Here is a 15349-nt window from a genome sequence, read left to right as displayed (position 1 = left end):
CTGAAAATGTAACTCCCGCCCGACCAACCCCGGAAGAGCCCGCCAGGAGTAGATTCGCCCAGGTGAGTACGTACGCCCAAGATCAGCGCTCGCCATGGCCGGCTTTGTGGTCGATGATGCTCGGATTCTTCATGATCCTCGTGGATTCCACCATCGTCGCCGTGGCCATCCCGGCGATTGCTGGGAGTTTGGACGCCTCGTACAACGAGGTCATCTGGGTCAACAGTGCATACCTGCTGGCCTACGCTGTCCCGCTGCTGATCACAGGACGGTTGGGCGACCGCTTCGGTCCGCGCAGGCTGTACCTAACAGGGCTCGCCCTGTTCACTGTGTCCTCGTTGGTCTGCGGGATGGCGGGCGCGGTGGGATCGGTCGGGGTGCTCATCGCCGCCCGCGCGTTCCAGGGTCTGGGCGGGGCGATGTTGTCCCCGCAGACGATGTCGGTGATGATCCGCACGTTTGCGCCGAACGAACGCGGCACCGCGATGGGCCTGTGGGGCGGCACGGCGGGTGTCGCCACAGTCGCAGGTCCGCTGCTGGGTGGCTTCCTCGTGGACCTCGGCGGCTGGGAGTGGATCTTCTACGTCAATGTGCCGGTGGGCATCATCGGCCTCATTCTCGCGTGGAAGCACGTCCCCCGACTGGAACTCACCGCGCGCAGTTTCGATTGGCTCGGTGTCGCGCTCAGTGCTGCGGGCATGTTCTGCTTGATCTTCGGGATTCAGGAAGGTGCGAACTTCAACTGGGACATTCGCGTGGTGGGCCTCATCGCAACAGGCGCAGTGCTGCTCGTGGCGTTTGTGTGGTGGCAGACGCGCACGTCGCGCGATGCGCTGGTTCCGCTTTCGCTTTTCGACGACAGGAATTTCGCTCTCGCCTCCCTCACCATCGCCACCGTTGGTTTCGCAGTATCGACCTTCACTATCCCGTGGATGATTTACGTCCAGAGCGTGAAGGTTCTCACGCCCACGCAGGCAGCCTTGCTGATTCTGCCCTCGGGTGTGGTGTCGGGGGCGTTGTCGGGGTTCATCGGCAAGCTGACCAATACGCGCGATCCGAAACCGATCGTGATCACCGGTTTGAGTGTCACTGCGTTGAGTATGGTGGCGGCGGCGGGGATCACGCAGCCGTCGATAAGCAGTGCGTGGATGCTGCTCATCTCCGTCTTTTATGGTTTGGGGAACTCGATGATGTGGGGGCCGCTGTCGATGATTGCCACGCGCAATCTCGATCCGCGGCTGGCGGGGGCTGGGTCGAGTGTGTACAACACGGTGCGGCAGGTCGGTGCGGTCATCGGGTCGGCGAGCGTGGCCGCGATGATGTCGGCGCAGCTGGCCGCGCGTGTTGGTGACGGCGACTCGACGTTCGCTGGGCCACTCCCGGAGCCGCTGCACGAACCATTCGCCACAGCGATGGCCGCCACAATCCTGCTACCTGCCGGAGTCCTCGCTGCGGGCGCCGCACTGGCGCTGTTCTTCAATAAGACTCGGACGTGGAACGACAACTAGCGGATGTGTGCGCCGGGTCACAAATTTCTAGCCATTTCGCCCCCACGAACAGTTTTGCAGTTCTAAGGTGTATCTCATGTGGAACCCTTTAGCTAAGCCATTTCGCCATGACGAGAACGAAACCCCCTACGCGAAGCCGGAGGATTTTGTCGCCGATGCTTCGAGGCGTCCTGCGGCCTTCATTTCCGGTGGTGCATCCGGCATCGGTAAGGCAACGGCCCAGCGTCTGCTGAACATGGGCTGGACCGTCGGCTCCTATGACGTCAACGAGACCATCTGGGGCACAGACGACATCCCCGAAGGCCAGCTGATCACCGGCCACCTGGACGTCACCGACCGCGAGAACTGGGATGCGGCTCTTCAGGACTTCACCTCCAAGACCGGCGGCCGCCTGGACTTCCTCTTCAACAACGCCGGCATCATCATCGATGGCGAGGTTGTGGACCAGGATCCGGAGAAGGTCCAGTTGCTCACCGACATCAACTGCGTCGGCGTTGTCTACGGTGCGCAGGCCGCATACCCCTACCTCAAGGCGACGAAGGACGCGGTGATGATCTCCATGTCGTCGGCATCGGCGATCTTCGGCCAGCCGGAGATCTCCACGTATTCCGCATCGAAGTTCTTCGTCAACGGCATGACGGAGGCGCTGTCGGTCGAGTGGCGCAATGACGACATCCGCGTCCACGACATGATGCCCCTGTGGGCCGCCACCCAGGTGGCCAACGTGAAGGCCCAGTCGGTGAAGAACATGGGCGTCAACCTCACTCCCGGCGACATTGCGGATGAGACGATCAAGGTGCTCACTTCCAAGCAGCCGTGGATCAAGTGGGTGCAGCACCACTCGGTCAGCCTCTCCGACCGTGGCTTGAAGTGGCTGCGCAAGCCGTTCCCGGACCCGATCGCTCACGTCTTGATGCGTTTTGCCGCCGTCTGGTAGTCGCCCCCGCAGACGTCAGGACAAGCCACGCGCCAGGAAGTTCCGTCCCGCGGGCACCTACCCCATCGACACCGGGTCAGCGCGGATCATCACCGACCCGGAGCGCGATGGGGCGTACGTGTTGGAGGTCAACGGTGTGCCGTCGTCACGCATTGTGTTGGGTGCGCCGCGGGTGCTGGGCTTCGACTACATGGAGTGGATTGCCGCGTGCCTGCGCGAGCCGCGCACCGTCGTCCACCTCGGCGGTGCCGGGTGCTCTCTGCCGCGCTATTGCGCCGACGTCTGGCCGGAATCGCGCAACATCCTGGCCGGAATCGCGCAACATCGTTGTGGAGATCGATGGCGCGTTGAGCGAACTCACCCGCTCGCTTTTCGACGTCCCCGCCCACTTCCACACCAGCGACGCCCGCACCTACGTGCACTCCCTATCCCCGGGCAGCGTCGACGCTGTCTTCCGCGATGTTTTCGACGGGCCCACCACCCCACGCCACGTGACGACGGTCGAGTTCTACCGCGCCGTCGCACGCGCCCTGTCCCCCGGCGGGGTCTATGTGGCCAACATTGGAGACCGCGCAGGTCTCGCCGAAACACGCGCAGAGCTTGCCGGGTTGGTGGAAGCGTTTCCGCACGTCGGCGCACTATCTACGCCTGGCATGCTCTCTGGGAACAGCTACGGCAACGTGGTCGTGTGGGGCAGCGACCGCGCTGTTGGACCGGGTGCGGTCAACGGCGTCAAGCAAGCGGACGCTGCGTGGGTTCGCACGATGACTGAGGGGATTGCACCCCGCCGCGACTAGGCTTGCAGGCGTTATGACAGTGCAAAGTAGAAGTGGCGAGCAAATCCGCGTCACCCACTGGATCGCCGACCGTGGCGAGCGCCCCCTCATCCGCGGCTGGGCCCACCTGTTCGCGGCCCAAGCGGCCACCATCGCCGCCACCGTGCTGATCACCTTTTCCTGGATGACGCTCACCTGGCTGGAGGCGCTGAGTGTGACCATCTACGGTGCCGGCCTGATCGCACTGTTCTCGGTCTCGGCGACCTACCACCGCTTCCCGTGGCGCACCCAGCGCGGCGTCGAGGCGTGGAGGCGAGCCGACCACGCCATGATCGCCGTCTTCATCGCCTCCATGTACACCCCAATGTGCGTCATCGCGCTGCCGCCGCGGATGGCGGCGTGGACCCTGGCCATCGCATGGGTCGGTGCGCTGGGCAACCTCGCGCTGAAGTTGTTCTGGTCGGGCCACCCGCGCTGGCTCTCCCCCATCATCTACGTCGGGCTGGGCTGGATCATCATCCCGCTCATCCCCTACCTATGGAACAACGCCAACCCGGCCGTGCTGTGGCTTCTTTTCGTCGGCGGTGTCGCCTACACCGTGGGTGCCGCGATCTATGGCTTCAAGTGGCCTGGGCGCGAGGCCCGCTACTACGGCTACCACGAGCACTTCCACACCCTGACCATTGTTGCTGCGATCGTGCACCTGATCGCTGTGTGGATCCTCGTCGTCAGCGCCGGATAAAGCCGGACGCGGCAGCAGCTAGCGGCTGAAGACCGACTGCAGCGGCTCCTCGCCTTCGCGGATCTCACGCTGGTAGATCTCGCGCTGACGCGGGTTCTCGTTCGGGTCGTCGATGTGGAGCGCCTGGCGGCGGGCGTTGTAAATCACGATGGATCCGGCGATCGCCAGCAGCGACACCACAACCAGGACGACCAGGCCGGTCCAGAACGCGCTGTCGTAGATGCCGTCGACAGTGCGGACGAACAGGTTGCGGGCGTGGCTCATCGGGTGGAACGGGTTCAGGGCCGCCAGCGGTGCCGGCAGTGTAGACAGCGGCCAGACGGAGCCGGAGGTGAACAGGCCCAGAGCGAAGAATCCGATATTGAACATCGCGCCCACCACGCGTCCGAACAGGATGCGGAAGAACTGGAAGACGGAGGTACCCATCACGTCGATCAGCAGCAGGGTCATGATCATGACGGGCCAGCTCACCGGGCGCCAGCCGAGGGTGATGGACACGAACGCCAGCAGTGCAGTCAGCGCGACGTTGACACCGAAGTTGCTCAACCACGCGGACAGGACCGGGCCGGTGGCGCCGGATGCCTTGTGGCGGCGGCCAATCGCATGCGGCAGCAGGATGGACATGACCGCCATGAGCATGAAGTTGATCACGATGAGGCCGATGATGGAGAAACCACTCGACGGCTCCTTCACGGTCGGGTCAGCCTCATCGACAACGAGCTGCGTCGGGTGCTCGTTCGCCTCCATGAAGGCGATCGGGACGGCGATCTGGTCGGAGGACTTGTCCATGTCTTTGACCTCGGGGGCGCGCTGTGCGCCGTCGCCAAGCTTGGTGGACAGCTCGGTGGAGCCGTCCTTGAGGCGGGTGGTGCCGTCTTGGAGCTGGGCGCCGCCGTCGACAAGCTGGGTGGTGCCGTCCTTGAGGCGGGTGGTGCCGTCGTGCAGGCGGTTCGCGCCGTCGGTCAGTCAGGTGACACCGCCGTTGAGCTGGTCGGTACCGTCAGCCAGCTGGTTGGAGCCGTCGATCAGGCGGTTGAGGCCGTCACGGTACGGCATGTTCGGGTCGGAGAGGTTCGCGTAGAGCTCGCCGGTACCGTCGCGCAGACGGTTGAGGTCGTTGACGACGTTCTGCGGATTCTCCGGGTCGAGCTGCTTCACAATGCCGTCAATCTTGTCGGCCTGCTCGTTCATGCCCACAGTGCGCAGCGTGTCCACGATCGGCTTGAGCTGGCCCACGCCACCCTGCACGTTCTGAAGCAGCGGGATGAGCATGTCGGTGAGCTTGTTGACGCCTTCGTCGATCTGGCGGGCACCGTCGGCGAGCTGGTCGGTACCGCCCTCGAGCTGCGTCAGGCCGTCGCGCAGCTGGTAGGCACCGTCCTTGAGGCGACCTGCACCGTCGCCGAGCTCACCGACACCTTCCTTGAGCTCTCCCGTACCGTCGTTGAGCTGCGTGGCACCGTCGTCAAGCTGGTTGATGCCGTCGACTGCCCGGCCGGTACCCTCCTTCAGCTGGCCGGCACCTTCGTCGAGCTGCTTGGAGCCGTCGGCTGCGGCGCGGATGCCGTCGCCAAGCTCGTTGATGCCGCCGAGAACCTCCTCGCCGTAGGTCTTAGCCACCTCGGCTTTGACCTCGGACTGGATCTGCGGGAGCAGGCCAGAGGTCAGCACCGCACCGTTGGTGCCGTTGTAGTCGTTGAGGTTGATCAGGATCTCCGCTTGCTGCGGCTCCGGGTCGATCACGCTGACGACCTTCTCAGAGAAGTCCTCCGGGATGGTCACGGTGAACAGGTACTTGCCCGTGAGCAGGCCCTGCTTCGCCTCTTCATCCGACACTTTGGAGAAGTCGAGGTAGTCGCGGCTGGTCAGACCTTCGACGACCTGGTCGCCGATATTCTCCATCCCGGCACCTTCACCGCGGTCAACGCCCTTGTCGTTGTTGACCACAGCCAGGCGCGTCTGCGGCACGGAGCCCGTCGGGTCCCACATGGACCACATGTACAGTCCGGCGAACAGCAGCGGCACGACCATCGCCAGGATGATCAGCGTGCGTGCGACCGCGGAAAACGGACGCCAGGTCAGAAGTCGCTCGAGCGGCCCCATGTTTTCCCGGGCCTGAGCCTGGGCGGAATCGCCCTGGCCTGTAATTTTGGTGCTCAACGGTAACCTCTCTCCGGTTCGACGCCCGCATCACATTGACTGGAAGCACAATATTTAGCGGACGTGATCAAAATTACTTTGTAGAGGAATATAGCTCTAATCGCCCAGGAATTCATAAGTTTTCAGCGTGAGTTTGTGCGCATTCCACAGAAATAACCGATATCCGCCCCCGGGCAGTACTGTGTTATCCCAGCTCAGGAGTCCAATCGACATCGCTGGGTTGCTTATCGTCGCGCCACCCTCGCCACACGGCGTGTCGCACTTTCCCGTCGCGCGTACGCCCCGCCAGCGCGACTTCCGCGACGTACGTCGGCTCCACCCACCATGCGTCCTCAGGCATTCCGCTTATCGACGGTTCCTTGCGCCTCACCCCTTCCAACCGCCGTTCAATCTCCTCGAGATCCTTGGCACTGAACCCTGTGCCGACGCGGCCGGCATACGTGAGCTCTCCATCCTCATCGGGCACAGCGACAAGGAGCGAGGCGATCCCGCGCTTGCCTTCACGCACACCGACGACCACGACTTCCTGATGGATCTGGAATTTGATCTTGATCCACGCTGTGCCCCGCTGGCCGGGGAGATACGTCGAGTCCGTCCGCTTCGCCACCACCCCTTCGAGCTTCAGCTCGCGGCTCACTGCGATCGCCTCCTCCAGGCTGCCTGTATGTGCGGGAGGAATGGCCACGTAGTCACCGCTGTCAAGAAGACTGCGCAGCAGCTCGCGACGCTTCTCGTACGGCTCGCGAATCAGAGAGCGCCCTTGTCCGCCCGGGGTGCCCATGTGGAGAATGTCGAAGACCATGTAGCGAATCGTCGCCTCATCACCACCCAGCTCGCCTTTTCTGTGCGCCTGCAGAAGGCCGAAGTCCGGCCGCCCTTGGGCATTGAGCGCGACTACTTCCCCATCGAGAACAGCGCCGCCAGAGTCGTCTCCGATGAGTTCCTGAAGTTCCGAGAGCTCCGGGAAGATGTCCGTGTAGTCCTTCCCGTGACGGCTGGAGAGCACTACTCCTCCCCCGTCGCGTGGATCACCGACACCGGCGATAATGCGGTAGCCGTCCCACTTCATCTCGAAGGCCCACGTCTCGCCGTCTTTCTTTCCCAGTCGGATGTCGGCCTCGCTGCCAGCGGTCGCGAGCATCGGCTCCGGTACGTCAGCGACGCTAAACGGCACGGATGCAGGTTCGGCGGGTGGCTCGAAGGCTGGCTCGGCAACTGGCTCAAGGGCGGGCTGTTTCTTCATGAACTTCATCAGCCACTGCTGTTGCTCAGAGCCCTCGCGGGATCCGGTGCGGATCATCGCATACCGGCGCGGCACTCCGCCCAAACCGCCGTCGGGACGGCCGCGAAGGACGACGATGACCTCCTTGCCGTCACGCCACTTCTCTACCTCGATCGTGCCGGTGTCCCAGATGCTCACCTCCCCGGCGCCGTACTGCCCCTTTGCGATGGTCCCTTCAAACGCGGCGTACTCGATCGGGTGGTCTTCTGTCTGGACCGCGAGCCGGTTCTCCGCCGGATCGAGCGGCGGGCCCTTCGGCACCGCCCAGGACACGAGCACCCCCTCGCGCTCGAAGCGGACATCCCAGTGCAACGACGAGGCGTGATGCTCCTGGATGACGAAGATGGGCTCCTCCCCGGCGCGGTCGGCCGGCGGTTCGGCGGGGACGGGTTCGGCGGTTTTGGAGGGGTTGCGCATGGAGCGGTACGTCGATAAGCGATCGGGGTGAAAGCCCAGGTGCGCGAGCGGGTCGAGTCCTTCCGCAAGCCGCTTCATGACCTCGGTGTACTCGAGCTGGCTCGGGTCTTCGAGCTCGTCCCACGTGCGTGGGGCGGCAACGGTCGGGCGTTCGCGGCCGCGCAACGAGTAGGGCGCCACGGTCGTCTTCGACCCGTTGTTCTGGCTCCAGTCGATGAAGACCTTCCCGGCGCGCTGATCCTTCTTCATCACATGCGTGACCTCATCCGGATTGTCCGCGGCGAGTGCGCGGGCCAGTTCCTTCGCCACCGCTGAAACCTGGTCCGCAGTGCTCGTGCCGTCGAGCGCGGCGTAGATGTGGATACCCTTCGACCCCGATGTCACAGGAACGGACTCCATGCCCATGCCGTCGAGGATCTCCTTGCACCAGCGGGCCACTTCGGCGCACTCGGCAAGGCCCACGCCAGGACCAGGGTCGAGGTCGAGGACCATGCGGTCAGGGTTGGCGGGGTAACCGGTGTCGTCGAAACGCCACTGCGGGGTGTGCAGCTCCAACGCCGCGACCTGCGCGAACCAGGCCAACACAGCGGGCTCGTCGGCGAGCGGGTACCGGTTTGTCGACGTCTTGTGCGCGATGATGCCGAACGGGATCCACTCCGGCGCCGAATCTTCCAAGTCCTTGCGGAAGAAGGCTTCTCCCCCGACACCGTCCGGGAAACGCTTTCGCGTCACGGGGCGGCGGGCGATCTGCGGGATGAGCGCATCGGCGACCGTGAGGTAGTAGTGCATCACGTCCGCCTTCGTCACGGCCGGAGCATCATCCGTGGCCGGGTAAAGCACCTTGTCCAGGTTGCTCACGGCGAGAGTGCGCTCGCCGACCTGAAATTTCTTGCTGCGCGCCATGAACTGCCTTTCGCTTACTCTCCCACAGAACTTACATAACCCCCGTACACTGCGGGTATGCGCGCAATTTGGAGCGGTTCCATCACCTTCGGCCTCGTTAACGTCCCGGTCAAGGCCTACGGGGCGACCGAAGACCACGACATTTCTTTCCACCAGGTCCACGACGAGGACGGCGGCCGCATCCGTTATGAGCGCCGATGCGAGGTGTGCGGCGAGAAGGTCGAATACAAGAACATCGATAAGGCCTTCGAAGAAGACGGCGAGACAGTCGTGCTCACCGCCGACGATTTCGAGTCCCTGCCGGAGGCGAACAACAACGAGATCGAAGTCGTCCAGTTCGTTCCCGCCGATCAGATCGACCCGATCATGGCGGAGAAGGCCTATTACCTCGAGCCCGTCGGCAAGACGCCGAAGTCCTACCTTTTGCTGCGGGAAACACTCAAGAACACCGACCGTATGGCCGTGGTCAAGTACGCCCTGCGCAACAAGACCCGCCTGGGCGCGCTGCTCGTGCGTGACAAAACCCTCGTGTTGCAGGGCATGCTCTGGGCCGACGAGATCCGCGATGTGAACTTCAAGGGCGTCAATTCGCGTGCGAAGATCGGCGACAAGGAGCTTGAGCTCTCCGCCGCGCTCGTCGAGCAATATTCCTCAGACTTCACCCCGGATGAGTTCTCTGACGACTACCAGATCGAGCTGCGCAAGCTTATCGACGCGAAATTCGAGTCCGGCGACACCCTGGACACCTCGAAAACATTCGGCGAGGATGCCGACTCCGACTCCGACAGCAGCGACGACGGTGACGACGCTGACGTGATCGACCTCATGGAGGCTCTGAAAGCCTCGCTAGACAGGAAGAAATCCGGCAAGTCCAGCAAGTCCGGGAAATCCGCTTAGGAACACCGGCTAGAGAGTGTGTGATGTTCAGCGCAGCCTTGTTCGCCGCAGCGGCGTTTCTCGTCTTCCTGGGTTACAGGGATTACAAGTCCCGCGAGCGCTTCGCGCAGAAGGGTGTGCGTGTCACAGGTCGCGTTGTTGACACCTACCTGCGGGAGACTCCCACTACAGATTTCAAAGGTCGCAGTAAAACCGACCGCAACATGATCGAGACCATCGAGTTTCACACTGTTGACGGAACCCCGATTCTCGGCCGGCCGTCTGATGGAGTCGGCGAACGCAACCGGATGGGTATGACTGTCCGGGTGATCTACGACCCAGACTCTCCGAACAATTTCTTGGCCCCGGCGTCCGAGGATGCAGAGATTAGTGTCATTGAGCCGTTTGTGACGATGGCCGCCGGCGGATTCTTCGCGTTGGTTGCCCTGATCTTCCTGTTTACCTAGCTCTTTTCAGACCAGTCCCGAACTTACCCCCTCCCCGGCGCGTTACACATGATGAATAGGCACCCAACACTGAAGCGTGGAACCAATGGATTACATTCTTCTCATCATGGCCGCAGTGGTCATTTTCAAAGGCATCTCTGACTACATGTCCCTCGAGAGACTCGCCTCGCATGGTGTGCGTGTGGAAGGCCGGGTCGTGGATTCGTTCATGCACGAAAAGCGCACCCAGGATAGAGGCAACCGTACGCGGGTGGAGCGCACCATGGTCGAAACGATTGAATTCACCACTGTCGACGGCCAGCCGCTTCTGGGGCAGCCGGCCCATTCTGATGTGGGGATGAACAACCGCATCGGCCAGATCGTGACGGTGATCTACGACCCGAACTACCCGCAGCACTTCACCGCCCCCGTCCACGGGAACGATGTCAACGTCGTGCTACCCGTCACGACAATGCTCATCGGTGGGCTCATGTTGCTGGTTGGCCTGATTGCGGCGTTCTAATCGCCCCGCGCGTCGACGACATTGAGAGCAAAGACCGCGTCAGCGTGTTCGCCGCCGGCCTGAAGGATCGGTTGCCGGGTGAGTATCCGGAGGTGGTGGCGGGAATCGTCGATAAGCTTGGGCCTGAACTCGCGGAGGGCGAGGGCTATTTCAACCACTCGTTCCACCTGTGGCCCGTCAGCCGCTACATCGAGGACTACGGTGCATTAGCCCCGGTACGTTTCGGCGATTTCGTTGCATATGCGCCGACCCGAAGCTGCAGTATGGAGAAGGCGGAATGAACCCTCGGTTTGCCAGGCAGCGAGCAAAATACACGCACATGCACAATTCCGGTTCTTCATTTGACCATCGCCTACGCTCTGAGCACTGTAGCTTTGCGGGCTAACGGCCGCGTTAGACTGACGAGCAACGTAACCCCCGAAGACCGTTGCGGGCCCCTATTCTCGCGACACGAGAGATAGCACCTACGCTCTGAGCCGGTTGGTTGCGACTGACGCGTTTCTCTACCCTCATCGACCACCCAAGAATCAGCACGCCGACGGAAGACGGCCTGCGCATGAAAGACTGCATCGACCAGATCGTTTTAATGTTCTGTTCGAAGAGATTGCCCTGTTCCCACAGCTTCCGCACAGACCATGGGCACAATCCCTTGAGCAAAATGGTGCCCAACTTCATTAACCATCCGTTTCACTAGGTTCACTCATACTTCCGTTGAGTGCCGTGGACCACGCACGCTTCACTACATCAGGCCGACGGAAATGGCCGAATGACCAACAGCAGACAGCCCTCCGGCTCACAGGTTCGCATTTTCATTCTCAGTGACCCGTTATTTCTCTTTCCGGGGATCCCATGAATCGGCTCACTAACCTTTTTCGAGTGCCATCTCTAGAAAGGAAAGTTAAATGAAGGGGTACCGTAATGCTGAGCGTGCCTTGGCCATTTACCTGTCTTCGATCACGGGATTCGTGGACACCATCGGATTCATGTACCTCGGGGGGTACTTCCTCTCGTTCATGTCGGGCAACACCACCCGCTTGACCGCCGCAATGAGCGAGCGGCGCTGGGAAGTCGCCGGCCTCACCGGAAGCATCATGATCACGTTTCTCGTAGGTGTCGGCGTAGGCGCAGCCATTAGCCAGTTGGGACGTCGTATGCTCCCGCACACGCGCACGCGCGAAGCGGTTCTCCTGTTCATTTGCCTAACTTCAACGTTCGCATCAATTCTCATTACTGTCGATGCTCAGCTCGCGGCGATGTACATGCTCTCTTTCACCGTAGGTGCTATGAACTCGACGTTCGAGCGTGACGGTGAAGTCTCGATCGCTCTGACCTATATGACGGGGACCTTGGTGAAGATGTCCCAGCGCTTTGTGGGTGCGCTCTTCGGTGACCCCCACAAGCATTGGCTCGGACACTTCGCCTTGTGGGCGTCTCTGGCGTGCGGCGCCCTGCTTGGTGGTCGCGCATATGTGTTGTTCGGCACCGATGCCGTGTACATCGTTAACGCTCTGATTGTGTTCGGCGCTCTCGTTGCGATTATCAACCGGCAGCGCCTGCGCAACCGCGGTTTGCCGGTTTAGTCCTTCACCGCACGAAAACTGCATTGAGACAGCGTGATCAAACCCATCCTGACGTTTGCCTCAGACGCGTTCTTCGTGGTGGATGTGATGCTCTAGCCAGCTAGTTGCCGGGCCTCCTCGCTGGTAGGGGGCGAGCTGCGAACCGCCCGGTTAATCGAACGACTGTACAGTGGCTGCCATGAAGATGAAGTACTACTTCGGCGCAGACACCGCCCACAAGCTCGGCAAGCAGCTCGGGATCGACGCCGAGGAGTACGCCGCCTGGGTCGCCCCACGCGTCGACGACCTTGAGATCAAAGACCGCGTCAGCGTGTTCGCCGCCGGCCTGAAGGATCGGTTACCGGGTGAGTATCCGGAGGTGGTGGCGGGAATCGTCGATAAGCTTGGGCCTGAACTCGCGGAGGGCGAGGGCTATTTCAACCACTCGTTCCACCTGTGGCCCGTCAGCCGCTACATCGAGGACTACGGGCTGGAGCATCCGGAGGTCTCGCTTGACGCGATTGAGGCACTGACCCGCGTGTTCACCGGCGAGTGGGCAGTGCGGCCGTTCCTGGCACGCTACCCGGAGGCCACGCTGGAGTGTGTCCACGTATGGTCGCGGTCGGATTCGCACAATGTCCGCCGCTTATCGACGGAAGGCATCCGCCCCCGCCTCCCCTGGGCCGCCGTCCACAGGCCGTTCACTGAAGATCCGTCGCCCATCCTGCCGGTGCTCGACCGTCTCTACAACGACGAGTCGCTGTACGTGCGCACGTCGGTAGCGAACAACCTCAATGACATCGCGAAGACACACCCGGACCTCGCAGTGGCGACAGCGCGGCGGTGGCGCGAAGAAAACGACTCCCCCGAGGTCACCTGGGTGGTCGAACGCAGCCTGCGCGGCCTGGTGAAGCAGTCCCACCATGAAGCGCTCGACGTGGTCGGTTTCGCGCCGGACGCGGGCATTGAACTGCACTCGGTGGCATTCCCGGTTGCTGCAGCGATTGGGTCTAGCGTCGAACTCACCGCCACACTGGTCAACCACGGCGACACCGCGCGCGATGTCCTCGTGGATTACAAACTGCACTTCCTCAAAGCCAACGGTGGCCGCCTCCCCACTGTCTTCCGCTTCGGCCGTTTCACTCTCGCGCCGGGCGAGGAGCTTGAAATTTCCAAGACACACCCATTCCGCGTGACTGGGACCCGCACCTACTACCCCGGCACGCAGGCCGTGTCCGTCGTAGTCAACGGCATCGAGAGCGAGCCGATCGAGTTTGAGCTGGCGCCTTAGAGCTTGTCCTCGTGGTCCCGCAAGAGCAGCGCGAGCCGGGTCCGGTCGTGCACCAAGAGTTTCCGCATGACAGCAGACACGTGATTCTTGACAGTTCCTTCGGCCAGCACGAGGTCGCCGGCAATTTCGCGGTTATTCCACCCGCGGGAGATGAGCGAGGCGACGCGTCTCTCAGTGGGAGTCAGCTGTTCCAGGAGCGCGTCCACGCTGATGCCGAAGCCGTTAGAATCTCCCGCCTCCCGAGCCGACGAGGATGCCGAGCTCTCCTTCATGACCGTGCGCGCTACACGGGGATCGATGACCAAACCGCCGGAGACGGCCGCGCGCACCGCGCTGACGAGGTCATCTGTGGAACTGTCTTTCAACAAGAAGCCAGCCGCTCCCGCCGCTAAAGCGCCTTCAACGACAGGGGTGTCGTCAAACGTGGTGAGAATAATGACAGGCACACCGGGATGACGCCGTGCGCATTGGGCAGTCAGCTCAAGCCCGTCCATTCCGGGCATGCGTGCATCGGCGAGAACCGCGTCGGGGTCTGTGCACTCGATGACGGTCAGTGCCTCCGCCCCGTCAGCCGCCTCACCCACCACCTCAACCTCGCCCACGGTGCCTAACAGCATGCTCAGACCGCGTCGCATGAGCTGGTGATCGTCGACAAGCACAACCCGCACAGTAGCACTCACGACACCGCCGCCTCCTGGTATGGCAACGTGAGGACGAGCCGCACTTGACCGTCCTCCGCATGCGCCATGACCGTCCCGCCAAGATCTTCCGCTCGCTCACGCAAGCTGCGCAATCCGAAGCCTTCGGGCAAGGGTCCGTCGTCAAGCTGCGTTGCCTCTGGCGCAATGCGATTCGCCACTGCAACCTGGATAGTGTCCCCGCACGCAGTGGCTTCGACCTCGATGACGCGGGCGTTCGAATGCCGCAACGCATTCGTCAATCCCTCCTGGACAAATCTGAGCACCAATAAGTCACCTGCATGGCCAAGGTTAGGGAAAGGCTCGTCGACGTCCAGACCCACCACGACACCGGTACCGCGAAACGATTCCGCGATCGCGTCGAGCGCTTCACGGCCGCGCAGCTGGTCAGATCGCACAGGATTGAGCGCCCTGACCCATAGCCTCATTTCATCGAGTGCCTCCACCGTCAACGCGCGAGCGGAGCGAACCTGCTCCATCGCCCCCTCAGGGTCGCGGCCATGCATCCGGTCCGCGTACTCGAGCGACATCCCAACCAAGGTCAAGCTATGCCCCAAGCCGTCGTGAAGCTCTCGGGCCGCCCGCTGGCGCTCCTGTGCCAACACGAGCTCCTTCTCCACGACAGCGCCACGCTGCACCTCCGCAGCCAAGCTCGTCGCTTCAACACGGCGGCGTTCCAAATCCGCCAGAGCTGCCCCAAGCGCAATCCCGAAGCCCGTCAACAGCTGCGTTGAAACGAGATTGCCTAAAAGGCCTCCATCCTCAATCCCGAACCACCACCCCAAGACCAGCAAAAAGACTCCGAAAAGCACCCACGCAACGATCCCAGCGAGCAAAGAGACATCGACGATGAGCACGGTCAGCGCCATCATCATCAATGGCACAGCCATGACGTTCGCCACGATCATGGTCAAGCTGGCCAGGATGCACAACACCAACGCACCCCGAACGCGCGCGGTGCCGGCATCGGCCCGTTGCCGAAGTACCACCAGCGCCGCAACACACAGCACGCCGGCGACCAAGACCGCCGACGCTCCACTACGGCCAGCACCGAAGAGTTCCACCGCCTGAAACACTGCGGCACCCAAGCTGGGCACGAACATCCAGCCGATCAGTTCATCTGCGCCAAAACTATCGACGCTCCGGTCACGGCGCACCGCACCCGCCAACGCATCCTGCTCAGGCGATGAGGTGCGCTCAGGCGCAGGTAATCGTGTCATAGCATCATCCT

At 62.3% G+C, this 15349-nt stretch carries 15 protein-coding genes and 1 pseudogene; 10 read left to right on the top strand and 6 right to left on the bottom strand.

Annotation, left to right across the window (positions count from 1 at the left end; all coding sequences use genetic code 11):
- Positions 1 to 62: 62 nt before the first annotated feature.
- The 4 genes from KBX18_RS06160 (at position 63) to KBX18_RS06145 (ending at position 3963) form a co-directional block, all read left to right on the top strand.
- Positions 63 to 1508 (top strand): DHA2 family efflux MFS transporter permease subunit, encoded by a 1446-nt coding sequence (locus tag KBX18_RS06160; RefSeq protein ID WP_255995243.1) that lies wholly within the window; start codon positions 63 to 65, stop codon positions 1506 to 1508.
- 76 nt (positions 1509 to 1584) lie between these two features.
- Positions 1585 to 2445: an SDR family oxidoreductase gene (locus KBX18_RS06155; RefSeq protein WP_005290877.1), complete on the top strand. Its 861-nt coding sequence runs from the start codon at positions 1585 to 1587 to the stop codon at positions 2443 to 2445.
- Positions 2446 to 2645: 200 nt separating this feature from the next.
- Positions 2646 to 3242 carry a spermidine synthase gene (locus tag KBX18_RS06150; protein ID WP_255995242.1) on the top strand — a complete coding sequence of 199 codons (597 nt, stop codon included), beginning with the start codon at positions 2646 to 2648 and terminating at the stop codon, positions 3240 to 3242.
- Between the two features lie 13 nt (positions 3243 to 3255).
- On the top strand, positions 3256 to 3963 hold the full coding sequence (locus tag KBX18_RS06145) for a hemolysin III family protein (RefSeq protein ID WP_255995241.1): 708 nt from the start codon (positions 3256 to 3258) through the stop codon (positions 3961 to 3963).
- A gap of 18 nt (positions 3964 to 3981) precedes the next feature.
- Here KBX18_RS06145 and KBX18_RS06140 read toward each other — a convergent pair whose 3' ends face one another.
- The 4 genes and pseudogenes from KBX18_RS06140 to KBX18_RS06125 all read right to left on the bottom strand — a co-directional run bounded on the left by KBX18_RS06140 (position 3982) and on the right by KBX18_RS06125 (position 8725).
- The gene (locus KBX18_RS06140; RefSeq protein ID WP_255995240.1) at positions 3982 to 4752 is read right to left on the bottom strand and encodes a hypothetical protein; all 771 of its coding nucleotides are present in this window, start codon (positions 4750 to 4752) and stop codon (positions 3982 to 3984) included.
- A 51-nt stretch (positions 4753 to 4803) separates the two neighbouring features.
- Positions 4804 to 4929 (bottom strand): annotated as a pseudogene (locus KBX18_RS06135) (hypothetical protein); the annotation flags it as partial.
- The gene (locus KBX18_RS06130; protein ID WP_255995239.1) at positions 4930 to 6123 is read right to left on the bottom strand and encodes a YhgE/Pip domain-containing protein; all 1194 of its coding nucleotides are present in this window, start codon (positions 6121 to 6123) and stop codon (positions 4930 to 4932) included. It lies immediately after the preceding pseudogene.
- A gap of 184 nt (positions 6124 to 6307) precedes the next feature.
- Positions 6308 to 8725, bottom strand: coding sequence for an ATP-dependent DNA ligase (locus KBX18_RS06125; protein WP_255995238.1), 2418 nt, complete (start codon positions 8723 to 8725; stop codon positions 6308 to 6310).
- A 57-nt stretch (positions 8726 to 8782) separates the two neighbouring features.
- On the opposite strand from KBX18_RS06125, the gene KBX18_RS06120 reads away from it, so the two are divergent.
- The 6 genes from KBX18_RS06120 to KBX18_RS06095 all read left to right on the top strand — a co-directional run bounded on the left by KBX18_RS06120 (position 8783) and on the right by KBX18_RS06095 (position 13420).
- A complete protein-coding gene (locus KBX18_RS06120) occupies positions 8783 to 9622 on the top strand; it encodes a Ku protein (protein ID WP_255995237.1) in 840 nt (279 codons plus the stop codon).
- A 23-nt stretch (positions 9623 to 9645) separates the two neighbouring features.
- Positions 9646 to 10068 (top strand): DUF3592 domain-containing protein, encoded by a 423-nt coding sequence (locus KBX18_RS06115; protein ID WP_255995236.1) that lies wholly within the window; start codon positions 9646 to 9648, stop codon positions 10066 to 10068.
- A gap of 85 nt (positions 10069 to 10153) precedes the next feature.
- Complete coding sequence (locus KBX18_RS06110; RefSeq protein ID WP_255995235.1) at positions 10154 to 10570, top strand: DUF3592 domain-containing protein; 417 nt, start codon at positions 10154 to 10156, stop codon at positions 10568 to 10570.
- 44 nt (positions 10571 to 10614) lie between these two features.
- Positions 10615 to 10851, top strand: a complete 237-nt coding sequence (locus KBX18_RS06105) for a hypothetical protein (protein WP_255995234.1) — start codon at positions 10615 to 10617, stop codon at positions 10849 to 10851.
- Positions 10852 to 11472: 621 nt separating this feature from the next.
- Complete coding sequence (locus tag KBX18_RS06100) at positions 11473 to 12150, top strand: YoaK family protein (protein ID WP_005290893.1); 678 nt, start codon at positions 11473 to 11475, stop codon at positions 12148 to 12150.
- Between the two features lie 178 nt (positions 12151 to 12328).
- Complete coding sequence (locus KBX18_RS06095; protein WP_255995233.1) at positions 12329 to 13420, top strand: DNA alkylation repair protein; 1092 nt, start codon at positions 12329 to 12331, stop codon at positions 13418 to 13420.
- Here the strand turns inward: KBX18_RS06095 and KBX18_RS11870 are convergent.
- Together KBX18_RS11870 and KBX18_RS06085 are read right to left on the bottom strand one after the other, a co-directional pair.
- Positions 13417 to 14100, bottom strand: a complete 684-nt coding sequence (locus KBX18_RS11870; RefSeq protein ID WP_255995232.1) for a response regulator transcription factor — start codon at positions 14098 to 14100, stop codon at positions 13417 to 13419. The genes KBX18_RS06095 and KBX18_RS11870 overlap by 4 nt on opposite strands.
- Positions 14097 to 15338 (bottom strand): sensor histidine kinase, encoded by a 1242-nt coding sequence (locus KBX18_RS06085; protein WP_255995231.1) that lies wholly within the window; start codon positions 15336 to 15338, stop codon positions 14097 to 14099. Before KBX18_RS06085 ends, KBX18_RS11870 begins: the two co-directional genes overlap by 4 nt.
- Between the last annotated feature and the right edge of the window lie 11 nt (positions 15339 to 15349).

Origin of the sequence: Corynebacterium sp. CCUG 69979, assembly GCF_024454095.1 — a bacterium.
Lineage (GTDB): Bacteria > Actinomycetota > Actinomycetes > Mycobacteriales > Mycobacteriaceae > Corynebacterium > Corynebacterium genitalium.
This window is presented reverse-complemented; position numbering and strand designations above follow the sequence as displayed.